Source organism: Neorhizobium galegae, from assembly GCF_017877135.1.
Classification (GTDB): Bacteria; Pseudomonadota; Alphaproteobacteria; order Rhizobiales; family Rhizobiaceae; genus Neorhizobium; species Neorhizobium galegae_A.
On record NZ_JAGIPH010000010.1, the window covers coordinates 181,098 to 205,564 of the forward strand.

Here is a 24,467-nt window from a genome sequence, read left to right on the forward strand (position 1 = left end):
GCTTACGCCACCAGCGACTTGAAGATACCACTTTCTTTGTCCAGAGTATCGTATGGTCCATCGGCGACCACAACGCCGCGATCGAATACGATGACTCTGTGAAACAGGCGTGACAGTGTTGTGTTGGAAAGAACCCACACAATGGCAGGATCATTGTCCTGCTCCTTGAGGAAATCAAGAACGTTTTTGACGATCTCTTCCTGCACGCGGCGATCGAGCCCCGGCAGGGGCCGGTTGAAGATGTAAAAGTCCGACCGGCGGATAAGCGCGCGCGCCAGGCTGATCTTGTGGCGCTGCGTCAACGTCAGGCGTCGCCCGCCGCTCCCCACGTCGAAACTGAGGCCGATGCCGAGGAAGCTGTCGAGCAGCCCCTTTTCATCCATGATCCGCTTGGCGATCTCGCGGACATGGACAGCGGCATCGGGGGCGCGATGCGAGAGCTTGCCGAACAGCACATTTTCCCGAAGCGTGGCGGCCGCCATATAGCGATGCGGGTCATAGCGCTCCACCCGGTCGCGCAGATCGGCGGGGAGATTGTTGTAAAACAGGTCGCGGGCCGCCACCACCTGGCTCATGATCTCCTGCGTCAGCACGCCGAAGCGATAGCGCGGTTCGATGTAATAGAGGCTAAGCCGCACGATGCTGCGGTGCTCATCCTCCGTCACGGCCTGTTCCTTGCGTGCCTTTCGCTTCTGCAGGAACTGCTGGTAGGCTGAAATGTCGTCGGCGGTGATATTTTGCAGCTGCTGGAAGAACGGATGTTCCGGCGGCAGGTCGGCAAAGATTTCCACAAGGTTTTCAGCGATCGTCATGCCCATGGCATAGAGAAGCTCGGAGAGGCCGGCACGCTTCAGCACCTCGAACACGTACTGGCTTTCCGCCACGTCCGTCTCCGACGGCGCGCTTGTGCGGGTTGCGGCAAACAGAAGGTTCTCCGCAACGGTCGCCTCGGTATTGTAGGAGGCGGGGTCGAACGGCGCCACGATATGCGCAAGCCCCTCCTGCTTCAGCGCGTCGCGCAGCGCATGGCGCATTTCCACCACACGCTCGGCAAGGCCCGGATTCTCCTGCGGATCGATGATCGAGTGCAGCGCCAGTTCCATGACGTCCGGCGTCAGCTGCACGGCATCGAGCGCCCGCGTCAGCGATTGCTTCAGGTCATCGTTGAAGCCGCGCAGAACCGAGGTGGAGCGCCGGTCGAGCCAGTCGGCATTGAGGTCATAGCTGCAATTGGCCGCCATCTGCGCCTCATGCACCTCCCATTTGCGGGTTGCCGCGTCGCGGCCGCTATAGCTGACGGTGCTGGTGGGCGCATGCTTCAGCCCATAGAGCAGGTTGTCCTTCAGGCTGCCGTGGAAGAAATAGCTGTTGGCCGAGACATAGGAAATCCGCCGGCCGGTAATGGATTCCGGCAGTTCCAGAATATCGGCATCGCCCAGCGTGACCTTGCCGGACAGCGGCCAGACCAGTCGGCCGAAGGCTTCGGCAAGCGCCTCGCCGCCACTGCCGGAATTATCGACGACGGCGACCGTCTCGCCGCGCTCGATCTTCACCGACACCCCGTCGACCACCTTGGCGCCGCTGCCATCGGCAATGATGATATTGGTCGCCGCCAGCGCACCGCCGGGAAAGGCCGGCGCAATCGGCGCAATCACCTGCACCGCAGGCTCGATCAGCTGCGGCGGTTCGAACTGTTCCAGCACCTGCTCGTACTTCACCTGCACGTCCTGGCGCGCCTGATCCCAGTCGATCAGTTCCTTCAGCGGCCCCGGCAGGTCCTTGTAGGCGTTGATGACGGACACCAGCTGGCCGACGTCCAGACTGCCGCGCAGGGCAAAATAGCCGCCGATCGAGTAGAACAGGAAGGGCGTCAGCTGCGACAGGAAGTTGTTGACGAACTTGACGAGGAACTTCCACTGGTAAAGCTCGAAACGGATCCGGTAGATCTGACCAAGCCGGGCAGCAATATCGGCGCGCTCGTAATTGGAGGTGTCATAGGCATGGATCGTGTCGATGCCCTCGACGATTTCGCCCACCTTACCGGCCAGGTGACGCGCCGTAATCTGACGCTGGCGGCCAAGATCGATCAGGCGGCGGCGCATCTTGGGAATGATGCCGACCTGGATGGCCACCATGACGGCAGCGATCATGCCGAGCCAGGTGTTCTGTAGGAAGATGAAGAAGAGGGCGGCGGCCGCCTGTCCACCCAGAAGCGCGGGCTGCACGAAGGCATCGCCGGTAAAGCCGCCGAACGGCTCCACCTCGTCCTTCACCATGGTGGAGATTTCCGCGCCGTTCACCTGTTTCATGGTGTTGGGCGGAAAGCGCAGCACGCGGTCGACGAGCTCGTAGCGGATGCGGCGCAACAGCCGCTCTCCAAGCCGCCCCTTGTAGGTATTGATATAGAACTTGAACAGGCCGTTGACGATGACCAGCAGCAGGAAGACGCCGCTCAGCGCCATCAGCATGGACAGCCGGTTCAGCTGGATTCCGTCATAGGAAATGGTCCAGTCGATGACCGGAACGGTAAAGCTGAAATCGAGGAAGGCTGCAGACGCGTCCGCCGATTCGAATCCCTGTCCCTGGATCGGGCCGTTGATGATCTGCTTGGGCAGGTCGAAGGCCGCAAAATAGGGCAGCATCGAGAACAGGACGATGAACAGGATCCAGATCTGATGGGAACGCGTGTGATTCCAGATATAACGAAGTAGGTTCTGTTCCATCCGGCGGGTGCTTTGGCGTTCCGTGCGTCCCTGGGAGAGGACGCGAATGTTCAAGGAATTGAGTATATATTCGCGTCTGCCCGCCGGCGCAAATGCAGTGCACACAAAGACGCCACCGGGGTGCCAAAAGTTTCACCCCTGGCGGTTTCAGGACACAGGAGCAGGAAATTCGGGCAAGGATGGGGCCGCGAACGACCGCATATGCAGCGTCGCGGGCCCGCCATACCGACCGATTTTACCGCCGAGGGCGAATCGGGTACGCAGCCACGCCCGGAAGATGCGGCCCCAGCGGGGATTTCAGGCCGTCTTGACTTCACCGGAGAGCGGCGGACGCCCTTCATCGAGAAGCGTGGCAAGACCGTCCACCTGCGCATGGTGCAGGCGCCGGTAAAGCCCGTCCGCCATGCCCACGAGCTCGCTATGGCTGCCCTGCTCAATGATGCGACCCTTGTCCACGACCAGGATCCGGTCCGCCTTGGTGATCGTGGCCAGCCGGTGGGCAATGACGAGCGTCGTGCGCCCGACGGCAAGCTCTGCAAGCGACGCCTGGATGGCGCGTTCCGTCTCCGTATCGAGCGCCGACGTTGCCTCGTCGAGGATGAGGATCGGCGGGTTTTTGAGGAAGATGCGGGCAATCGCCAGCCGCTGCTTCTGCCCGCCCGACAGTTTTACGCCGCGCTCCCCGATCACCGTATCGAGGCCGTCGGGCAAAGCCTCGATCACATCCGACAGCCGTGCACGCCGGGCAGCCTCGATAATGTCCGAGTCTGACGCCCCCAGGCGACCATAGGCAATGTTTTCGCGGATCGAGCCGGCAAAGAGGAACACGTCCTGCTGTACGATGCCGATATTGCCGCGCAGGGATTTGAGCGTCATGTCACGGATATCGACGCCGCCGATGGTGATGGCGCCGCCCGTCACGTCGTAAAAGCGCGGCAGCAGCGAGCAGAGCGTCGTCTTGCCGGCACCGGACGGCCCGACAAAGGCAACCATCGTTCCCTGCTTGACGGACAGATTGAGGCCCTGAAACACCGGCTGGCCGCTGGCATACTGGAACGCCACATCCTTGAAGACGATATCCCCATCCAGGCGCGACAACGGCTTTGCGCCGGGACGGTCGACGATATCGGGCTTCTGCGCCAGAAAGGCGAGATAGCGCTGGAAACCTGCAATGCCCTTCGGATAGGTCTCGATGACGGAATTGATCTTCTCGATCGGACGCAGGAAGACGTTGACGAGAAGCAGGAAGCCGACAAAGCCGCCAGCGCTGAGACTTCCCTGTGTAACGAACCAGGCACCAGCCAGCATGATCACCACCTGCACGAAGCGCATCGACAGATAGGTGAGCGAGGTGGACGCCGCCATGTAGCGGTAGGCCTGCAGCTTGGTGTCGCGGTAATTGCTGTTGTCTTTGGCAAACAGCCGACGCTCGTGCTCTTCGTTGGCAAAGGCCTGCACGACGCGGATACCCCCGACATTGGCCTCGATGCGGGTGTTGAAATCGGCCACGCGACCATAGAGCGCCCGCCAGGTCACGGTCATCCTCTGCCCGTAATGGGTGGTGAGGAAACCGGTGAGCGGCACGATGATCGCAGCCATCACGGCCAGCGGCGCATGCACCCACAGCATGATGCAGAAGGCGCCGATCAGCGTCATCACCGCGATGAACAGGTCTTCCGGGCCGTGATGGGCCACCTCGCCGATTTCTTCGAGATCCTTGGTCAGGCGCGCCACCAGCCGGCCCGTCCGCTCATTGTCGAAATAGCCGAAGGACAGCGTCTGCAAATGGTCGAAGGCCTTGCGCCGCATCTCCGTCTCGATGTTGATGCCGAGCATGTGGCCCCAGTAGGTAACGATGATCTGCAGGCCGGCATTGGCGAGATAGACCAGCAGCAGGCCCACGGCGGCCACCGCGATCCAGCCGAACTGACCCGTCGGCAAAAGCCTGTCGATGAATAGTGTCACGGCCAGCGGGAAGGCAAGCTCGAGAAGACCGGACACGACCGCGCAGGAGAAATCCAGGAGGAAAAGCCGCGTGTGAGGGCGATAATAGGCGGCAAACTGCTTGAGCGTATCGGACATGGGTCAAACTCTCGGTGCCTTGGCGGCTGAAAGACAAGGCTCGGGCATACCCCCGCATCCGACCTTTTGCAAATCATGAGTGTATGACACTTCAATCGCAGCAGCCAGAAAGCGCATTTTTTAAGCAGAATGAAGATCTGCACAAATTTGTTGACATCGGCCCGGCAGCCCGGTCTATTTGTATAGTCAAAAGGGCCGGAGCCACCGGACAATTTCGGGGATCATCGCGCTGTCGCGCACAAGAGATGGGAGCATCATGATGCAGAAGAGAAGTTTCCTCAAGGCGGCCCTCGGGGCGGCCATGCTGTTTAGCGCAAGTGTTGCCGCCCATGCGGACGACGTGCTGGCCAAGGTCAAGGCCGCAGGCGTTCTGAAGGTCGGCACCGAAACTGCTTTTGCACCCTTCGATTTCATCGATGCCGGCGATCACGTCGGCCTCAACGTCGATATGTTCGCCGAAATCGGCAAGGAACTCGGCGTCAAGATCGAGTGGGTGACACTGCCCTGGGAAGGCGTCCTGCCGGGCCTTGAAGCCGGCAAGTTCGATGTGGTCGCGGGTCCCGCCACCATCACCAAGGCCCGCATGGAGCGCTACCGGTTCTCGGCACCGATCGCCGAAGCCACCGTTGCCATCCTGAAGAAGGCGGGCGACGCCTCGATCACCAAGCCGCAGGATATCGCCGGCAAGGCCGTCGGCGTCGGCAAGGCAACCGCCCAGCTTGCCCAGCTCACGGAATTCTCCGCAACGCTGCCCTCCAAGGTCGATATCCGCGAATATCCGGCCTTCAACGATGCCTATGCCGACATGGCTGCCGGCCGCGTGGTGGCCGTTGCCAATTCGCTGCCCAACATCGCCTTCGTCGCCAAGCAGCGCGCGGGCATGTTTGAAGTCGTTCTGCCGCCCTTCGGCAAGCCCACCTATTTCGGCTTCGTCGGAACCAAGGATGCCGATCATAAGTCGCTGCTGGACGCCGTCGATGCCGCCATCCTCAAGATGAAGGGCGATGGCCGCATGGCAAAGCTGCAGGAAAAGTGGTTTGGCACCAAGTTCGATACGCCGGATGCCGTGAAGGACCCGGCCATCTGATCGGCTGACGGAAGCGGGCAGGCTTGATCGTCCTGCCCGCAGGTTAAAAAGGTTGACCGAAATCCGGTCAACCGCCCCCGCGACGGATGCCTGCCCCATGTCGTTCAAGCTGTTCAATCTTCTGGTACAGGCGTCGGCCTGGACCATCGGCATCAGCGCCATCTCGATTGCCATCGGTTTCCTGCTGGCGCTTGTGCTGTCGGCAGCGCTTCTGTCGGGCAAGGCGCTCTATCGCCGGCCGGCCGAATTCTTCATCAGCTTCTTCCGAGGCGTACCGTTGCTGGTGCAGCTGCTGCTCATCTACAATCTTCTGCCGTTCATCGGCTTGAACGTGCCGAGCATTGTCGCCGCCATCATCGGCATGTCGCTCTGCACGGCGGCCTATCAGGCGGAAAACCTGCGCGGCGGATTTGAAAGCGTGCCGCGCGGCCTCGTCGAGGCGGCCGACATGGTCGGCTTTACGCCCCGCCAGGTGTTTTTGCGCATCAAGGTGCCAATTGCCCTGCGGCTGACCTTCCCGGCCCTCGTCAACGAAGCGATCATGATCCTCAAATCCTCCTCGCTGGTCTCCGTCGTCGGCATCGTGGAAATCACCCGCATGGCGCAGGATCTTGCCTCCTCCACCTATCTGCCGATCGAGATCTTTTCCTCGGCCGCCCTCATCTATCTCGTCATCTGCTGGAGCGTGGCGCTTGCCGGCCGCTTTGGTGAACGGGCCCTGCCGGGAGGCGCCAAATGATCTTCGACCCGAATGTCATCCTGAAGCACCTCCCGGAAATCGCGGCCGGCACCGGCGTGACGCTGGCGCTCTGGATTGCAGGCATGCTGCTTGGCGTCCTCATCGGGTTTCTGGTCGCAACGGCGCGGCGCTATGGCGGGCGGTTCATCGACCTGCCGCTCGGGCTTGTGGTCGAAGTGCTGCGCGGCACGCCCTTCCTCATCCAGATCTTTCTCGTCTATTACGGCGGCCCCTTCATCGGGCTGTCGCTCAATCCGATCCCTTGCGGGCTTCTCGGACTGTCGATCTATGCGAGCGCCTATTATTCGGAGATCTTTCGCGCCGGCTACGCCGCCGTGCCGCATGGCCATGTGGAAGCCGGCGAATGCCTCGGCTTTTCCAGGTTTCAGATCATCCGGCGTATTCTCCTGCCGGAAATGGCGCTGATCGTCATGCCGCCATCGGTCAATCTTGCCGTCATCCTGCTGAAGGAATCGGCGGTTCTGTCCATCATCACCGTACCGGAACTGACGACCACCGTCAGTGCCATCGGTTCGCAGGAATATGCCTTCCTCGAAGCCATCTTCCTGCTGGCAGTCATCTACTGGGTCATCGTCGAGGCCGCGGCCCGGCTTGGCCGCTTTGCCGAATCCCGCTTTTCCACCTACAGGTTTTCCACGCCATGACGCTTCCCGCCATTTCCGTTCGAAAACTTGTCAAGCGCTTCGGCCAGACGCCGGTGCTGCAGGACATCGATCTCGATATTCCAGAAGGCAAGGTCTCCTGCCTCATCGGTCCGTCGGGGTCGGGAAAAAGCACGTTGCTGCGCTGCCTTGCCTTCCTGGAGGAGGCAAGCGAAGGCATGATCACGGTGAATGGCGAGGCGCTCGGCTTCTTTGAGAATGCACGGAACGAGCGGGAACGGCTGCCTGCAGGCCAGATCCGCACCGTGCGTTCGCAGATCGGCATGGTGTTTCAGCAGTTCAATCTGTGGCCGCACATGACAGCCCTCGGCAATGTCTCGGAAGCGCTGAAGACCGTTCACAAGGTGCCGAAGAAAGAGGCCGAGGCGCGCGCCATGGCACAACTCGTCAAGGTGGGGCTCGAAAACCGGGCCGGCCATTACCCGTCGCAGCTGTCCGGCGGCCAGCAGCAGCGCGTGGCGATCGCCCGGGCGCTGGCGCTCTCGCCGAAGATCATGCTGTTTGACGAGCCGACCTCCGCACTGGACCCGGAGCTCACCGGCGAGGTGCTGACCGTCATGCGCGATCTGGCGGCAGAGGGCATGACCATGGTCGTCGTCAGCCACGAGATCGGCTTTGCCGCCACCATCGGCCACCAGATCAGCTTTCTCGACCAGGGTCGCCTCATCCTGACCGGGGCGCCCGCAACCGTGTTTGCCAAGCCGCGCCATCCACGCCTCGAGCAGTTCCTCGATACCTATCTGGATCGCGGTGCCTCGATGCTGGCCTGACCGGACAGCGGCTGAGGAGGGCCAGAGCATGGATCAGACCTCGGGCACAGGACAGCCGCAGAGACGCTCCCCGCCCGCCTCTCTCCATGCCCGCATCCTGCAGGAGATCGAGGGCCATATCGTCAGCGGTCGCTGGCCGCCGGGCCACAAGCTGCCGTCCGAACAGGCGCTGACGCTGACCTATGGGTGCTCGCGCATGACCGTCAACAAGGTGCTGACGGAACTTGCCCGGGCGGGCCTTCTGCTCCGGCGCCGCAAGACCGGCAGCATCGTCCTGCCGCAGGGGCCGCAAAGCGCCATCCTGGAAATCTACGATATCGGCGACGAGGTTCGGGCGCTGAACCTTTCCTACCGTTTCGAGGTTCTGTCGCGCACGCTGCGCCTGCCAACACGTACCGAAAGGGCCACCTGTGTCCTCCCGGCGCGGCGCAAGCTTCTGGCGATCACCGTGATGCACAGGGCCGATGAAAAACCCTTCTGTCTTGAGGAGCGCATCATCAACCTCGGCCTGGTGCCGGAAGCGGCAACGGAAGCGTTCGAGACGCTGTCACCCGGGCCGTGGCTGCTCCACCATGTGCCTTGGAATGCGGCAGAACACCGGATCTCTGCCGAAGCGGCCCTGCCATCCGTTGCCGAGGCGCTCGGTCTTTCTCCCGGTGCTCCCGTGCTGACGGTGGAGCGCCAGACCTGGCGGCCGCAAGAGACCGTGACGCGCGTGCGCCTGACCTATCCCGGTAGCCAGCATGCGCTGACAGCCCGTTTTACACCCCTGCGGCGGCTGGAAACCCCACCCGCAGACCAGACATAAGGACGATTTCGATGGCCCGCACCGACAAGCTGAAGCTTGGCACCTTCGTTTACACCTTCGGGTTCAATCCGGCCGCCTGGCGCCATCCGGCAGCCGACGTGCATGGCGCCAACACCATCGATCACCTGCTCAGTGTCGCAAAAATCTCGGAAGCGGCAAAATTCGATTTCATGTTCCTGGCAGACTCCCCGGCAGCCGCCGTTGGTGATCCGGAAGCGCTGGCCCGCTCGCCCACCAAGATGAACCGCTTCGAGCCGCTTTCGCTCATCTCGGCGCTCTCGGTGCTGACAGAAAAGCTCGGCTTCGTCGCAACCGCCTCGACCAGTTTCTACGAGCCATTCAATCTTGCCCGCATCTTTGCCTCGATCGACCATCTGAGCGGCGGACGCGCCTGCTGGAACGTGGTGACATCCGACCACGACGAAGCCGGCTACAACTATAATTTCGACGGGTTGCCGCCCCATAGCTGGCGCTACGAGCGCGGCGCGGAATTCGTCGACGTCGTTTTCGGCCTATGGGACAGTTTCGAGCCGGATGCGCTGGTGCTCGACAAGGCCTCCGGCCTCTATCACGACAAGGATAAGCTGCATCTTCTCAACCACAAGGGCAAACATTTCCAGGTGCGCGGGCCGCTGAACGTCGCCGCCTCGCCGCAGGGGCGCCCGGTCATTGCCCAGGCCGGCGGCTCGGAGCCGGGCATGGAGCTTGCTGCCCGCACCGCCGAAATCGTCTTCAGCCTCGCCTCAAACCTTCAGCGCAACAAGGCGTTCGCCGAAAACGTCAAGGGACGCATGGCAAAATACGGCCGCTCCACCAGCGACCTGAAGATGATGCCGGGCGTCGTGATCAATGTCGGCGAAACGAAAGCGCAAGCGCAGGCGAAGGTCGATTTCCTCATCGACAACCTGCATCCCGATGTCGGGCGCTGGATGCTCGGTGAGTTTCTGGAAACCGATCTGTCCGGTGCAGCGCTTGACGAGCCCTTCCCCATGGAGCGCCTGCCGGCCGAGCCGAAAGGCTCCAAGGCCCTGTTCGAGGAACTGACCGATTACATCCGCCAGGGCCACACGCTCGGCCACCTCATTCGCCACTACGCCGAAAAGAGCACGGGCAACGGCATTACCGGCACACCGACCGAAATCGCCGATTTCATGGAGGAATGGTTCGAGGCGGGTGCTGCCGACGGCTTCATCCTGATGTTCCCGACACTGCCGGCAAGTCTTACCGATTTTGTCGAGCTGGTTTTGCCGGAACTGCGGCGCCGCGGCCTGTTCCGCGAGGACTACGAGGGGTCGACGCTGCGCGAAAACCTTGGCCTGTCGAAGCCGGCCAACCGCTATGCGGCTGCCCGGCAAAAGCTTTGAGCCTCAATCGTCCGGCAGCGCGACGGCCGGCTTGCCGGAGATGATCTCGCGCTTGCCGACATGGTTTGCCGGGCCGACCAGGCCTTCCTGCTCCATGCGCTCCACCAGCGAGGCGGCGCGGTTATAGCCGACCGAGAGCCGCCGCTGGATATAGGAGGTCGAGCACTTGCGGTCCTTCATCACCACCTTGACGGCCTTTTCATAAAGGTCGTCGGCATCTTCGCTGCCCATGGAGCTGCGGTCAAAGACGGCGGCATCGGCTTCCGGCTCGACTTCCGCTTCGTTTTCGTCTTCGGTGACGGTTCCGAGATAATCCGGACGCCCCTGCGCCTTCAGGTGCGAAACGACGTGTTCCACCTCGGCATCCGAGACGAAAGGTCCGTGGACGCGGGAAATCCGGCCGCCGCCCGCCATATGCAGCATGTCGCCCTGGCCGAGCAGATGTTCGGCGCCCTGTTCACCAAGGATCGTGCGGCTATCGATCTTCGACGTCACCTGGAAGGAGATGCGCGTCGGGAAGTTGGCCTTGATCGTGCCAGTGATGACATCGACGGAGGGTCGTTGCGTTGCCATGATCAGATGGATGCCGGCGGCGCGCGCCATCTGCGCCAGACGCTGGATAGCGCCTTCGATCTCCTTGCCGGCCACCATCATCAAGTCGGCCATTTCGTCGACGACGACAACGATATAGGGCATCGGCGACAGGTCGAGTTCCTGTTCCTCGTAGACGATCTCGCCATTGTGACGGTCAAAGCCGGTCTGCACGTTGACGGTGATCGTCTCGCCCTTTTCGCGCGCCTGGGCGGCACGGGCGTTGTAACCGTCGATGTTGCGCACGCTGAGCCGCGACATCTTGCGATAGCGATCCTCCATCTCGCGCACAGCCCATTTCAGCGCCAGAACGGCCTTCTTCGGATCGGTGACGACGGGGGTGAGGAGATGCGGAATGCCGTCATAGACCGACAGTTCCAGCATTTTCGGGTCGATCATGATCAGGCGGCATTCTTCCGGGCGCAGCCGGTAGAGAAGCGACAGGATCATGGTATTGATCGCAACCGACTTGCCAGACCCGGTGGTGCCGGCGACCAGCAGATGCGGCATCTTGGCAAGCTCGGCAATGACGGGCTCGCCACCGATGGTCTTGCCAAGGCAAAGCGCCAGCCGGTGCTTGGTCTCCCAATAATCCTCACACTCGATGAGTTCGCGCAGGAAAACCGTTTCGCGCACGGCATTCGGCAGTTCGATGCCGATGACATTGCGGCCGGGAACAACCGCGACACGCGCCGACAGTGCCGACATGGAACGGGCAATATCGTCGGCAAGGCCGATGACGCGCGAGGATTTCACACCCGGCGCCGGCTCGAATTCGTAGAGCGTCACAACCGGGCCGGGGCGCACGTCGATGATTTCGCCGCGGACACCGAAATCTTCCAGAATGCTTTCGAGAAGACCGGCGCTTTGCTGGAGCGCATCCGGCTGTACTGCTTCTGCCTGCTGGCCGAAAGGCTCCTGCAGAAGTGCGATCGGCGGAAACTCGTAGGCATCGTCGCTTTCTCGCACGGCCATGGCGCCGGTAAGACCCGGCAATCCCTGCGGTACGCGCCGCGATATCGGAACGACCGCGCGCGCCACGGGCTGTGGCGGCGGAACCGCGATTGTGTCCAGAGTAGTTTCGGAAGCGGCCGCCCCCGGGTTCTCCTGCGGCGCGGCAAGCGTTTCGATAACGGCAGCACCGGTATCCTCGATCACCGGAGCGGGCGCGGCGGTCGCGAACATCGGTTCGCTTGCCATCGTTGGGTGGACCGGAGCGGGCGCTGGCGCCTCAACTGCGAGCGGAGCCGGCGGCAGCTCGGCGGCGGGCGCCGAGAGAGGACGCCGCTCAAACCGGGTGCCGGGACGCACTTCGCGATAGAGCGCCGTGACGGACGCGGGCACAAGCGGATGCGACAAACGCACGACTTCGGCCGGGCGACGCTTCAAGGTCGGAACGGATGGCTGGGGTAGCGACACTGGCTGGGATGCCGGCGGCGCATGATCGGAGGCGATTCCGGCTTCAAAGAACGCAAAATCGGAAAGCCAGAGCTTCGCTGGCGCATCAAGCGGAAGAGACGGCTCTGCCACCTCGGAAGGAGCGGTTGCAACAGACGTGTCGACGGTGATCGGCGCCTCGACAGCAGGCGATACCTGGACAACTGCCGGCGGAGCTGCCGGGATTTCGGGTGCCGGTGCGCAAGGCGCAGTTGCGCTGGCGGTCGATTGCGGTTCGGGCGTGACAGAAATCTCCGCGGCAAAAGTGGGAGAAGCGGTCTCGATACTCTGTTCTGGAGGCATTTCGACTTTCGGTTGTTCCTTCGGCTGGCGCCTGAAAATCAGGGCACGCGGCGAAGGTTCAGGCTTGACCTTGGGCGGGACCGGCATCTGCTGCATGGCAGACGCGGCACCCTGCAAGGCATTGACGAGAAGTTCCGGCGCAAGTGTGGCATTTTCGTTGACCGGCGGCTGGGCGTTCACATCAAGCGGCTCGACCAGACGGCCGGCGGCCGCCGGCATCCGCTCTTCCGGGGCAACGGGCGCCATCTGGTCACGGCTGCGTGGACGGGCAAGAATGCTTTCCGGCGTGCGGGTGAAGCGCACATTCGGCGCCAGCTTGAAAGCGGCCTGCCACGGCGCCTGCTCGATCGTGGCCTCGTTCGGATCGACCGTTGGTGTCCGCCGCTCCGGCGCATGTGCGCCGCCGTCGAGAAAGTCCTCGTCGGACTGCATCGTTTCAAGGGACTTGGGGAAGTTCGTTCTATGAAAATGCATCACACCAACCGCGTACAAATGGCAGTGCTATTAAGTAGAAAATAAAGGTTAATGGCTCCTTTAGAACCGTCTCCGGCTGTGCGATTTCATAACCTGTGACAGGCTGTCCGCTCCGCAGCACGAGACAGCTATAACATTGTAATATATAGACATTCCACCAAAATTTGAACACTTTCCGGCGTCCATTTGTTTAACGGTTCGCCCTGTTCGTCGCAGATCGCGCCGGCTCGGTGCCTCTGCGCCAGCCAGCACGCTTCACCGGACCTTACCGGGGCGTGACGATCCGGGAAAACCTCTCTTCGTCGCCGCCGAAAACTGCCCGATGAATTTCATCGACAGACGCCCTGCAGTATGATGGATGAGCAAAAACGAGAGACGGATCTGCAATGGCGACCACGAAGACACAGGATGCTCAAGACCCGGCCCGCACCCGCGGGTTCGGCACCCAGATGGTCTATACGACGATCCGCCGGGAGATCCTGGCGATGACGCTTGAGCCCGGCTCGCCGCTGGACGAGGTCAAACTGTCGGAGCGGTTCGGCATGTCGCGCACCCCGGTGCGCGAGGCGCTGCTGCGACTGGCCGCCGATGGGCTGACGACGACCCTGCCCAACCGCAACACGATCGTCGCCGCGATCGATTTTGCCGCCCTTCCCGCCTATTTCGAAGCGCTGACGCTGATGTACCGCGTCACGACACGTGGAGCCGCCAAACGGCAGAGTGCGGGCCCGGCCCTTGCCATTCGCGCGCGCCAGGAAGCGTTTGCAAAGGCGGTTTCGGCGCAGGACGCCTATGCCATGATCGAGGCGAACCGCGATTTTCACGTGGCCATCGCCGAGCGCGCCGGCAATGCCTATTACACGACGTTCTTTGCCCGCCTGCTGGACGAAGGGCGGCGGATCCTGCGGCTCTATTACTCGACATTCGACGACCGACTGCCCCGGCAATATGTCGAGGAGCATGAAGATATGATCCTCGCCATCGAGGCCGGCGATGTCGAGCGGGCCGATCGCCTGGCCCTTGCCCATGCGGCCCAGATCGTTGCCCAGATCCAGGACTACGTGGCCCGCGACACAGGCAATGCGCGCCAGATCAACGATCCCTGAGACCCCGACATGAGGCCCGCTACCTCTCGGATTCCTGACGAGTCCGCAGATGCGGTTTTCCGTCGACATCCAAAAATACAAAGTGTATACCAGCTGTCGATTGGAAGTGGCTTCCGTGGCCGCACCGCCCGCCAGATGGAGATTGCAATGACTTCGAACATTTTCACCGGTTGCATCCCGGCCCTTATGACGCCGTGCCATGCCGACCGCAGCCCCGATTTCGACGGACTGGTGCGCAAGGGCCGCGAGCTGGTGGATGCCGGCATGTCGGCCGTTGTCTATTGCGGTTCGATGGGTGACTGGCCGCTGCTAAGCGACGCGCAGCGCATGGAAGGCGTCGAGCGCCTGGTCAAGGCTGGTCTGCGCGTCATCGTCGGCACGGGGGCGGTCAACACGAAAATTGCCGCGGAACATGCCGCCCATGCCCAGAAGGTCGGCGCCCACGGTCTCATGGTCATCCCGCGGGTCCTGTCGCGCGGCACGTCCGTCTCGGCCCAGCGGGCGCATTTCAAGGCCATTCTGTCGGCGGCGCCGGAGCTGCCGGCCGTGATCTATAACAGCCCCTATTACGGTTTTGCCACACGCGCCGACCTCTTCTTCGAGCTGCGTCGGGACCACAAGAATCTGATCGGCTTCAAGGAATTCGGTGGTCCGGCAGACCTGCGCTATGCGGCTGAAAACATCACCAGCCGCGATGATGAGGTCACGCTCATGGTCGGCGTCGATACCGCCGTCTTCCACGGCTTCGTCAATTGCGGCGCCTCGGGCGCCATTACCGGCATCGGCAATGTGCTGCCGCGCGAAGTGCTGCATCTGGTATCGCTCTGCGAGGCAGCCGCCAGGGGCGATGCAAAGGCGCGCGCCCAGGCGCTTGAGCTGGAAACCGCCCTTGCCGTGCTCTCCTCCTTCGATGAAGGCCCGGATCTCGTCCTCTTTTACAAGCACATGCTGGTGATGACCGGAAACCCGGAATATACGCTGCACTTCAACGAGACGGACAGTCTGTCCGACAGCCAGCGCGGCTTTGTCGAAAAGCAGTTCAAGCTCTTCCAGGCCTGGTACGCCGACTGGTCGAAAACGGTTGCCCCTGTCTCTCAGGACAAGGCTGCCTGAGAAGGCTGTTCGCCTATCTGAAATGACGTGCGTATCGAGGCGGCAGCATTCAGCTGTCGCCTCAATGCGTTCGGCAGCCTGGGGCGATGGACTGCGCGACTTTCGGCCCAAAGCTGACGTACACCTCCAACCGGTCGCAGCGTCAGCAATCCATGATGTCGCGTTCGTTCAATGCGTCGTATTTCTTGAGTTCGCCTCGCATCTTACCGATCCAGCGGCTGACGAACGCGATCGTGTCGGCAGCCTGCAAATGAGCGCTAAGCGCAGCCTGATCGACCCAACGTTCCGATATCAGCAATCGACCTGATTGTGGATCGTCCACGGCAGCATCATACGTGATGCTGCCCGGACGCTTTCGTGTCGTATATGCCAGCGCATTCAGTTCCGTCATGCATTGCGCCAGATCGGCTGGATCGACGTGCATGTAGCCGGTGATAATCAGCATGGGATAGCTCCTCCATCAGCGCCTCGACCACCAGTCCGCGGCGGACTGGGCCTTGACTGGTCAAGTGGTGATCAGACGGCGACCAGCACGATCTTGCCCTGGATGCTTCCTTCGGAAGCACGACGATGCGCTGCCGATGCCTCGGCCAGCGGATAAGTGCTGTCGATCACCACCCGTATGGAGCCGTCCTCAAGCAGACGGCCGGCCTCTACCAATTGCGCGCCGTTCGAGCGCACCTGCGTCGTCGAGACGGTGATCTTTCGTCGGGCGGCTTCGTCATAACCTGAAAAGCCCATCGGGTTGACGAGAAACAGGGCGCCATACGGCTTAATGCTGGGAAGAAAGCGTTCCATAGTCGCGCCGCCGACGGCATCGAGCACCAGATCAACATCCTTCGCCACTAGTTCGGCAGCCGTCTTCGTGTGGTCGATGAAAATATCGGCACCAAGATCTTTGAGAAGCGCCTCGTGTCTGCCCGAAGCAACGGCAACCACCCTCGCGCCTTGCCATTTCGCGATTTGGACTGCGAGATGGCCGACGCCGCCGCCGGCGCCGTTCACCAGAACGGTCTTGCCGTCGAGCGGAGCCGGGGCATGCGGGAAAGTCTGGAAAGGGTTCGGCGCATCGTGTCCCAGATCGACCAAAAATTGCCAGGCAGTCAGAAGCGACATTGGCGCGCCGGCGGCCTGGACGTGGTCGATCCCGGCGGGCTTCAGCGCCAAGTCCGATGCGGGAACACGAACATATTCGGCATAGGCGCTGCTTCCCGTCATGAGGTCATGCGGGAACCGGACCATCGCATGGACCTCGTCGCCGATCTTGAACTGCGACACGTCTTCGCCGACGGCCGCAACCGTGCCGGAAATGTCCGTGCCAAGGATCAGCGGAAAGCTTGGATTGGGCTGCCATTCCGGCGGGAGAGCCCGGTAACCATCGCGCAGATAGAGATCCGGCGGGTTGAGGCTCGTGGCATGGACGCGAACAAGCACGTCGTCAGCCGAGATTTCCGGTCGGGGTGCATCCTCATAGAGGAGGACATCCGGTCCACCGAATTCGTGCAATCGCACGGCTTTCATCATGTCAGTCATCATGGCCTCGCTTGGATGTTGGTTTGGATGACTGAAGATACGATCAACTTGTTCGATTGATAATCACCGGACAATTCGCTTTAATAGTGCCATGAAGGAACAAATCGGAATTGATAGGCTGACGGGGCTGATTGCATTCGCTCGCGCCGGCTCGCTCGGAAGCTACACCGCCGCCGCCCGCTCCTTGTCCATCTCACCCTCGGCGGTCAGCAAAAGCATTCAGCGGCTGGAAAAGCAGCTCGGCGTTTCGCTTTTTGCGCGCACGACACGTTCCCTGACCCTGACGGCCGAAGGGCGCGATCTGCATGAGCGTGCGCTCAGGCTGCTGAACGACGCCGAAGAGATCGAGCAGGCGGCAAAAGCAGCGCGCACCGAGCCCGCCGGCACATTACGAATCGCGGCATCTTTGCCGATCGGTCTGCACGTAATAGCGCCGGTGCTCCCTAAGTTTCGCAGGCTCCATCCGAAGGTTAACATAGATCTGCGTCTGAGCGACCACATGGTTGATCTCATCGAAGGCGGCTTCGATGTCGCAGTCCGCATCGGCGATCTGTCAGACTCGCGCCTGCTTTCCCGCCGCCTTCTGCCGCATCGGCTATGCTGCTATGCCTCGCCCGAATATCTGGCCGGGCGCGGCCCGCCGACCCATCCGGACCAATTGGCAGAGCACGACACTGTCAGCCTGCGCTACCAGAGTAGCGGCCAGCTATTCCGCTGGCCTTTCCGCGTCGGGAACAGGGAGGTCGAGATCGTGCCGTCCTCCGGCATCATCGTCGACGCAAGCGAAGCCGTTCTTGCGACGATCTCGGCGGGCGCCGGCATTGGAATGGCAACGAGTTTCATGGCCAGCGCCTGGGTGAGGCGTGGAGCGCTCGTGCCGGTTCTGGCCGACTATGCGGTGGACCGGCACAATATAACAGCGCTGTGGCCCGAGAGCCGACGGTCGAACCCCGCCGTCCGCGCCTTCCTCAACACCCTATCAGAGCTGTCGTGACATTGGCATTGCATGTCTGCTTCTGGCGCATTCCAGCCCAAAACCACGCGCGTTCAGCTGGACAGCGGCCTCTTGCCTTAGAATGTCATTCCTCCCCCAACCGGAACCGACCTCCCAAAGCTTCGGAGGCGGCTTTGCCGGCACTGACGAGAAGTTCGACATAGTCTGCGCGCCTTGCCTCGTCGAAGCGAAAGAGCGGGAAGGAAATCGACATGGCGGCGATCGGATGACCCAGATGGTTGAAGATCGGAACAGCCATGCAGCGCACGCCGGCCTCGCTTTCTTCAACCTCCTCCGCATACCCACGCGCACGGGTCTTTTCCAGATCGGACAGAAGGGCTGCACGCTCGGTCATGGTGCGTGGCGCGCGTCGATCAAGCACCATCCGGGCCAGTCGCTCCTCTTGTTCACCCTTGGAGCAAAAGGCCAGAAGCGCCTTGCCGAGCGCCGTGCTGTGCAACGGGTTGCGCAGGCCGAGCGGTGATTTCATCGCCAGATTGAAGGCGGCATCGTATTTGTGGATGTAAACCACCTTGTCTTCCCGGCTGTCGAGAACGCCCAGATTGATGGATTCACCGGTTGCCCGCGACAGCCTGCCCATGGCCGGATCCGCCACCCGCAACAGATCCGCCTGATCGCTCAGCGAGCGCGCGCCCAGGCTGAACAGTTTGAGCGTCAGGCGATATTTTTCCGTTTCGGCATCCTGCTCCACATAGCCGAGGTCGACCATGGTCTGCAGCAGGCGATGCGCCGTGGTTTTCGACGTCATGGCCTTTTGCGAGAGATCGGCAAGGCCGATCTGGCGTGACTCGACCAATGCCTCCAGCACCGCCAAGACCTTGAGGACGGCGGCGGCATTTTCGGTCTTGGCAGGATTATCGGCCATGGCGTGCATTCCACATTTTCCGAAATTTCATTCTGAATTTGGTCAAGGCGCACTGTCAAGCGACCTCTCCACGCACCGCCCGGCTTGCCCGTCTTGCTCAACCCTGCTCGCCCGTCACAGCACCGAGCCATCAACACACCGAAAAACGCCGTTGAAATGCGTGTCAGACTATGGTCTGCTCAAATTCCGGAACGAAGTTCCGAAAATATTTCAACTGGGGAGGAGTTGAAGCATGCATTCTCTGCTACGGCAGAAGCCGACCCTGCTTGGGCGGGCAGACATCTGCGCGCTGATCGACCGGTTGACGCACAATCTCATTCATATCGAGGACAAGACGGGCGAATTTCTCCTGAAGCTCGAGGATGGGCGCGTCATCGATACGAAAGGCTGGGCCGGCTGGGAATGGACGCATGGCATTGCCCTTTACGGCCTTCTCAAATACTGGCAGCAGACTGGCCAGAAAGAGGTAATGGCCATCATTACCGACTGGTTCGAGGCGCGCCTTGCCGAAGGCACACCAACCAAGAACATCAACACGGTCGCCCCCTTCCTGACGCTTGCCCATCTTTACGAGATGAACCGCGATCCGCGTTTTCTGCCCTACCTCGAAACCTGGGCCGAATGGGTGATGCATGAAATGCCGCGCACCCGCGAGGGTGGCTTGCAGCATATCGTCTACAACAGCGTGAACGACCAGCAGATCTGGGACGACACGCTGATGATGAGCGTGCTGCCTTTGGCCAAGATTGGCCTCGTGCTGAACCGGCCGGACTTCGTGGAAGAGGCAAAATACCAGTTTCTGCTGCATGCGCAGTATCTGATGGACACAGAGACAGGCCTGTGGTTCCACGGCTTTACCTTTGATGGCCACCACAACTTTGCCCGGGCCCGCTGGGCGCGCGGCAATAGCTGGATTACCATTGCCATTCCGGAATTCATCGAACTGCTTGACCTTCAGGAGCGCGATCCGCTGCGCCGGCACCTGCTCTCGGTTCTGTCGCGCCAGGCCTCTGCCCTCAAAACCCATCAGGATCGCTCAGGCCTCTGGCACACCCTGATCGATGATCCGGACAGCTATCTGGAAGCCTCCGCCACCGCAGGCTTTGCCTACGGGCTGATGAAGAGCGTGCGCAAGCGCTATCTCGGACCGGACTATCTGGAAACGGCCGAACGGGCAATGAAGGGGGTCATCGACAATATCAGTCCGGACGGCGAACTGATGCAGGTGTCGTTCGGCACGGCGATGGGCAGCGATCTCGATTTCTACCGGCAGATCCGCCGCACATCCATGCCCTATGGACAGGCAATGGCCATGCTGTGCCTGACCGAACTGCTGCGCAGCCACATCTGACCTTTGCATCAGAAGAGCGTAGCGGGACAAAACCAGACGAATTGCCGGATCGGAGGAGCGACCGGCAGTAGCAAGAGGACGAGGGAAGAACCGATCTTTCAAGACAGGTCGGCCGAGGCGATATCGTCACCGGTCCAACCCTGAAATTTCAATCATGGAGGAGGAGATCATGATGAACCTGACAAGACGCAGGCTCTTAGGCGCCGTAGGCACCGGCCTTGCAGCATCCCAGCTTTCGATCACGCCGGCACGGGCCGCCACCCGCATCCGGCACTACTGGTGGGGCAATCCCGAGCGGGACAAGCGCACTTTTGCGGTGATTGACCTGTTCCAGAAGGCCAATCCCGGCATCGAAGTGTCGGGCGAGACCATTGGCTGGGGCGATTACTGGACCAAGATGGCAACCCAGACGGCTGGCCGCAACATGGCGGACCTGGTCCAGATGGATTACCGCTTCCTGTTCGAATATGTGCGCCGTGGGGCGTTGAAGCCACTCAACGAATTTGTCGGCAAGAGCCTGATGATTGCTGACTTCGACAAGGGCCCGCTTGCCGGCGGCGAGGTGGACGGCAAGCTCTATGCCTTGAATATCGGCTCCAACAGCCAGGTCATCGTGTACAACAAGCGCGTCTTCGAGGAAGCCGGCATCAATGCCGACCTCATCAACTGGACCTGGGACGATTTTGCCAAGAGCTGCGAAACGATCACTGCCAAGTCCGGCGGCAAGGTGAAGGGTTCGGACGACCTCGCGCTGATGATCGAGACGTTTGAATCCTGGGTGCGCCAGAACGGCCGCGAATTCTACGACAAGGACGGCAAGGTGGCGGCAACCGTCGATGATGTTGCAAGCTACTGGCAGTTCTGGGCAGACCTGCGCAAGAAGGACGTCGTGCGGGCCAAGGAAAAGACCGTCATTCTGGATGCGCCGATTGCCGAATCCGGTGTTGCGGTCGGCGATACCGCCATGGCGCATTTCTGGTCGAACCAGCTCGTCGGCATCCAGGCGGCCGCCAAGGACAAGATCGGCGCGGCCATGGTGCCGCACAAGAAGGACGGCAAGCCCGGCCAGTTCATCAAGCCCTCGATGTTCCTGTCGCTGTCGCGCGATGCCAAGGATCCGGAAGCGGCCATCCGCTACATGAACGCCTGGGTGAACGATCCGGCGATCACCGGCGTACTGGGGCTCGAACGCGGCATTCCCGCCTCCCCGAAAGTGCGCGAGGCACTGGCGCCGAAGCTCACGGAGGTGGAAAAGCTCTCCGTCTCCTACTTCGATGCCATTCAGTCCAAGGTCGGGCCTCTTCCCTTGCCAGCCCCCAAGGGTGCCGGCGAAGTGCGCGATGCCTTCATGCGGATCGGAACCGACGTGGTTCTGGCCCGTCTGGATGCGAAGGCCGCCGCCTCGACCTTCATCGACGATGCCCAGTCCATCGTCGAACGGGCGCAGTAAACAGGCAGCCACGCCACGTTTCGTCTCCCGGCGCCTTTTGAGGGCCGCCGGGAGACATCGCCCAAAGGGTTCCGTCGCGATATGGCGGGCCACCGCCCGGCTCAAACTGCCCCTTGCGGCCGGAAACGACATTCAAGGCCAGTCCCGCCATCGACCCCACGCGCATCAGGACGGCGGCCGGCCGATTTCACCAGGACATTTTCATGACCCCTCCCCTCTTTATTGGCGTCATCGGCATTGATCACAACCATATCTACGGCATGATCGATGGCCTGACGGCCGCCGGTGCGACGTTTTCAGCTTTCGCGGTGACACCGGACACGCCGCAATCGACGATCGACAGTTTCACGGCAACCTATCCGGATGTGCCGCAGCGGACACCGGCGCAGATCTTCGAGGATGACCGCATAGGGCTGGTGCTGAGCGCTGCCATCAACAGCGAGCGCGCCGCAATCGCCATCTCCGCCATGCGCCATGGCAAGGATGTTCTGGTCGACAAGCCGGGCTGCACCACGCTCGAACAGCTCGCGGCGATCCGCCAGACAACGGCCGAAACGAGCCGGCGCTGGACCGTGTGCTTCTCCGAGCGGCTGACGGTCGAAAGCGTCACACTTGCCGACCAGCTGATTGCGCAAGGCCGCATCGGCAAGGTGGTGCAGACCGTCGGCCTTGGACCGCATCGGCGCAATTCGCACCTGCGTCCGGCCTGGTTCTGGGATCGCGCCCGCTATGGCGGCATTCTCACCGATATCTGCGCCCATCAGTTCGACCAGTTCCTGCATTTTACCGGCTCGACCGAAGCGCATGTCGTATCGGCCCATATCGCAAACGTCGCCAATTCCGATCGCCCCGGATTTCAGGATTTTGGCGAGGTGCTTCTCGCGGGCAATGAGGGGCGTGGCTATGCGCGGGTGGACTGGCTGACGCCCGACGGACTTCCGACCTGGGGCGATGGGCGCATGACCATTCTCGGCACCCATGGCTATCTGGAACTGCGCAAATATATCGATATCGCCGGGCGTCCCGGTCAGGATCACGTTTTCCTCGCCGACGCCAAGGGCGTCGAACATTTTGAGGCTGCAGGCGCCGGCAAACCCTTCTTTGGCCGCTTGATCCGCGACGTTCTAGACCGGACCGAGACGGCCATGCCGCAAGCCCACGCGTTTCTTGCAACACAATTGGCGCTCGAAGCGCAGCAGATGGCAGAACAGGGAGCCTGCTCATGACCCGAAGGATTTGCGTGGCCATTGCGGGCGCGGGAATCGGCAAGGCCCATATCTTGGGCTATGCGCAGCTGCCGCATCTGTTTGACGTACGCTATGTGTGCGACCTCAACCCGGAACGCGCCGCAGCCGGGGCTGCCGAAGCGCCCGGCAGCCGGCCGATTTCCGATCTTGATGCGGTGCTTGCGGATCCGGAGGTGGAACTTGTCGATCTCTGCCTGCCACCGCGCCTGCACGCCCCTATGACACTCAAGGCTCTTGCAGCGGGCAAGCATGTCGTCTGCGAAAAACCGCTTGCCGGTTCTCTGGCCGATGTGTCCGAGATCAGGGACGCGGCGGCGCAGTTCGACCGGCAGGTGTTTCCGATCTTCCAGTACCGCTATGGCGCGGGCTACCACGCGGCCCATGCCCTGAAGAGGAAAGGCCTGCTCGGCCGGCCTTTCGTTCTCTCGCTCGAAACCCATTGGGACCGGCGCGCCGATTATTATGCGGAGCGCTGGCGCGGAACCTGGGAGGGCGAACTGGGAGGCGCGCTTGTAAGCCACGCCATCCATGCTCATAATCTGGTGGCGCATCTCGCCGGAGAGATCACAGAGGTCGCAGCCTTCATCGACACCCGCGTCAACCCGATCGAGACCGAGGATTGCGCGGCTCTTTCCATGCGAACCCGCGAGGGCGCGCTGGTCTCCTCTTCCATCTCGCTCGGTGCCTGCGGCAGCACATCGCGTTTTCGCGCGCTGTTCGAGCACATGACCATCACGTCGGGGACGGAGCCCTACCATATCGGATCGGGCCCCTGGACCTTCGAGGCCCGAGACCCTGCCCGGCAGGCCGAGGTCGATGCCATCGTTGCCGAGCATGACCAGGGCATATTCCGGTTTGCCGGACAGTTTGCCGATATCCATGCCCGCCTCACCGGGGGCGCGGAGTTCTACCTGCCCTCGCTTGACGAAGCCTATCAGTCGATCGAACTCATCACGGCCCTCTACGATGCAGCCCGCAACCGTCGCATCGTCAGCCTTCCGCTGCCGTCCGATCATCCGCTGCGAAAGGGTTGGCTTCCGGCATGATCCTACCTTTGAGCGTGTAATCCCGTCGTCTCTTCGTCAGCCAGAGGCTGGCGGACATCTCCGATCGATGTCCGCCAGCAAAATGCCCTCACCCGGTTTTTCGCTCAAATCCGCCGTTCTGCCGCATGAGGGCCATGACCATGGGGGCAAGCGAGAACTCGCCGCGTTCGGCCTTTCGTGTCAGATCCCTGAGATATCCGCCCGCAGAATTGATCTGCCCTGCCCGTTCCAGGATGCAGGCCATCACGATGGCGGCGTTTTCGGCTCCCAGAACCTCGCAGGCGCTCTGATAGGCCGAGGGGCTGACGCCCAGCATGGAGCGGGTGACGACAGCGGCCGCCAGGAGATCGCGCCAGCTGCGGATATCGCCGTCCGGCCCGTAATCGACGATCTGCGGGCAGGCTTTGAGCACCATCGGCAAGGGGAGCGGCTTCAGACGCTCGGCCAGCGCCGGATCGAGCGTGGTTTCGCCCATCTTGCGCCGCGGGTTTCCGGCAGGATCCTCCGGCATACCGGCCGCTTCAGGCAGAAGCGATGCATTCCTCTCGTCCGTTTCTCCCGTCGCTCCGGCACCTCGCATCGGTGTTGGCGCCGAGATTTCGCCCTGCTTCTTTTCTGAAGCGGGTTCAAGTTCATTAAGGGATTCGGGTTTTGAATTCTGTATGTGATAGCCAGAATGG

Annotated in this window: 20 protein-coding genes; 13 read left to right on the plus strand and 7 right to left on the minus strand. The window is 61.7% G+C overall.

The window, feature by feature from the left end; genetic code table 11:
- Positions 1-2: 2 nt before the first annotated feature.
- Both J2858_RS22210 and J2858_RS22215 read right to left on the minus strand, forming a co-directional pair.
- A complete protein-coding gene (locus J2858_RS22210; protein ID WP_210107046.1) occupies positions 3-2,723 on the minus strand; it encodes an ABC transporter transmembrane domain-containing protein in 2,721 nt (906 codons plus the stop codon).
- 297 nt (positions 2,724-3,020) lie between these two features.
- On the minus strand, positions 3,021-4,805 hold the full coding sequence (locus tag J2858_RS22215; RefSeq protein ID WP_210107047.1) for an ABC transporter ATP-binding protein: 1,785 nt from the start codon (positions 4,803-4,805) through the stop codon (positions 3,021-3,023).
- 259 nt (positions 4,806-5,064) lie between these two features.
- Here J2858_RS22215 and J2858_RS22220 point away from each other — a divergent pair, with 259 nt between their 5' ends.
- The 6 genes from J2858_RS22220 to J2858_RS22245 all read left to right on the plus strand — a co-directional run bounded on the left by J2858_RS22220 (position 5,065) and on the right by J2858_RS22245 (position 10,256).
- Entirely contained in the window at positions 5,065-5,892 is an 828-nt protein-coding gene (locus J2858_RS22220; protein WP_210107078.1) for a transporter substrate-binding domain-containing protein, read from the plus strand.
- Between the two features lie 97 nt (positions 5,893-5,989).
- Positions 5,990-6,631 (plus strand): amino acid ABC transporter permease, encoded by a 642-nt coding sequence (locus J2858_RS22225; RefSeq protein ID WP_210107048.1) that lies wholly within the window; start codon positions 5,990-5,992, stop codon positions 6,629-6,631.
- Positions 6,628-7,296 carry an amino acid ABC transporter permease gene (locus tag J2858_RS22230; protein ID WP_210107049.1) on the plus strand — a complete coding sequence of 223 codons (669 nt, stop codon included), beginning with the start codon at positions 6,628-6,630 and terminating at the stop codon, positions 7,294-7,296. Before J2858_RS22225 ends, J2858_RS22230 begins: the two co-directional genes overlap by 4 nt.
- Complete coding sequence (locus J2858_RS22235; RefSeq protein WP_210107050.1) at positions 7,293-8,084, plus strand: amino acid ABC transporter ATP-binding protein; 792 nt, start codon at positions 7,293-7,295, stop codon at positions 8,082-8,084. The genes J2858_RS22230 and J2858_RS22235 overlap by 4 nt, the downstream gene beginning before the upstream one ends.
- 28 nt (positions 8,085-8,112) lie before the next feature.
- The gene (gene hutC / locus J2858_RS22240; protein ID WP_210107051.1) at positions 8,113-8,892 is read left to right on the plus strand and encodes a histidine utilization repressor; all 780 of its coding nucleotides are present in this window, start codon (positions 8,113-8,115) and stop codon (positions 8,890-8,892) included.
- Positions 8,893-8,903: 11 nt separating this feature from the next.
- Positions 8,904-10,256 (plus strand): LLM class flavin-dependent oxidoreductase, encoded by a 1,353-nt coding sequence (locus J2858_RS22245; RefSeq protein ID WP_210107052.1) that lies wholly within the window; start codon positions 8,904-8,906, stop codon positions 10,254-10,256.
- Positions 10,257-10,259: 3 nt separating this feature from the next.
- Here the strand turns inward: J2858_RS22245 and J2858_RS22250 are convergent, their stop codons facing one another.
- Complete coding sequence (locus J2858_RS22250) at positions 10,260-13,061, minus strand: DNA translocase FtsK (protein WP_245367004.1); 2,802 nt, start codon at positions 13,059-13,061, stop codon at positions 10,260-10,262.
- A gap of 386 nt (positions 13,062-13,447) precedes the next feature.
- On the opposite strand from J2858_RS22250, the gene J2858_RS22255 reads away from it, so the two are divergent.
- Both J2858_RS22255 and J2858_RS22260 read left to right on the plus strand, forming a co-directional pair.
- The gene (locus J2858_RS22255) at positions 13,448-14,167 is read left to right on the plus strand and encodes a GntR family transcriptional regulator (protein WP_210107053.1); all 720 of its coding nucleotides are present in this window, start codon (positions 13,448-13,450) and stop codon (positions 14,165-14,167) included.
- A 147-nt stretch (positions 14,168-14,314) separates the two neighbouring features.
- On the plus strand, positions 14,315-15,280 hold the full coding sequence (locus tag J2858_RS22260) for a dihydrodipicolinate synthase family protein (protein ID WP_210107054.1): 966 nt from the start codon (positions 14,315-14,317) through the stop codon (positions 15,278-15,280).
- Positions 15,281-15,422: 142 nt separating this feature from the next.
- Here J2858_RS22260 and J2858_RS22265 read toward each other — a convergent pair whose 3' ends face one another.
- Both J2858_RS22265 and J2858_RS22270 read right to left on the minus strand, forming a co-directional pair.
- On the minus strand, positions 15,423-15,725 hold the full coding sequence (locus J2858_RS22265) for a putative quinol monooxygenase (protein ID WP_210107055.1): 303 nt from the start codon (positions 15,723-15,725) through the stop codon (positions 15,423-15,425).
- 71 nt (positions 15,726-15,796) lie between these two features.
- Entirely contained in the window at positions 15,797-16,813 is a 1,017-nt protein-coding gene (locus J2858_RS22270) for an NADP-dependent oxidoreductase (protein ID WP_210107080.1), read from the minus strand.
- A gap of 91 nt (positions 16,814-16,904) precedes the next feature.
- Here J2858_RS22270 and J2858_RS22275 point away from each other — a divergent pair, with 91 nt between their 5' ends.
- Complete coding sequence (locus J2858_RS22275; RefSeq protein ID WP_210107056.1) at positions 16,905-17,807, plus strand: LysR family transcriptional regulator; 903 nt, start codon at positions 16,905-16,907, stop codon at positions 17,805-17,807.
- An 85-nt stretch (positions 17,808-17,892) separates the two neighbouring features.
- Here the strand turns inward: J2858_RS22275 and kdgR are convergent, their stop codons facing one another.
- Positions 17,893-18,693 carry a DNA-binding transcriptional regulator KdgR gene (kdgR, locus tag J2858_RS22280; protein WP_210107057.1) on the minus strand — a complete coding sequence of 267 codons (801 nt, stop codon included), beginning with the start codon at positions 18,691-18,693 and terminating at the stop codon, positions 17,893-17,895.
- A gap of 232 nt (positions 18,694-18,925) precedes the next feature.
- On the opposite strand from kdgR, the gene J2858_RS22285 reads away from it, so the two are divergent.
- From J2858_RS22285 to J2858_RS22300, 4 genes are all read left to right on the plus strand, one after another.
- On the plus strand, positions 18,926-20,044 hold the full coding sequence (locus J2858_RS22285; RefSeq protein ID WP_210107058.1) for a glycoside hydrolase family 88/105 protein: 1,119 nt from the start codon (positions 18,926-18,928) through the stop codon (positions 20,042-20,044).
- A gap of 169 nt (positions 20,045-20,213) precedes the next feature.
- Positions 20,214-21,494 (plus strand): ABC transporter substrate-binding protein, encoded by a 1,281-nt coding sequence (locus J2858_RS22290; RefSeq protein ID WP_210107059.1) that lies wholly within the window; start codon positions 20,214-20,216, stop codon positions 21,492-21,494.
- 203 nt (positions 21,495-21,697) lie between these two features.
- A complete protein-coding gene (locus tag J2858_RS22295) occupies positions 21,698-22,720 on the plus strand; it encodes a Gfo/Idh/MocA family protein (protein WP_210107060.1) in 1,023 nt (340 codons plus the stop codon).
- Entirely contained in the window at positions 22,717-23,787 is a 1,071-nt protein-coding gene (locus J2858_RS22300; protein ID WP_210107061.1) for a Gfo/Idh/MocA family protein, read from the plus strand. Before J2858_RS22295 ends, J2858_RS22300 begins: the two co-directional genes overlap by 4 nt.
- A gap of 88 nt (positions 23,788-23,875) precedes the next feature.
- Here the strand turns inward: J2858_RS22300 and repC are convergent.
- A partial coding sequence (gene repC / locus J2858_RS22305) for a plasmid replication protein RepC (protein ID WP_281067787.1) occupies positions 23,876-24,467 on the minus strand: 592 nt, incomplete at its 5' end.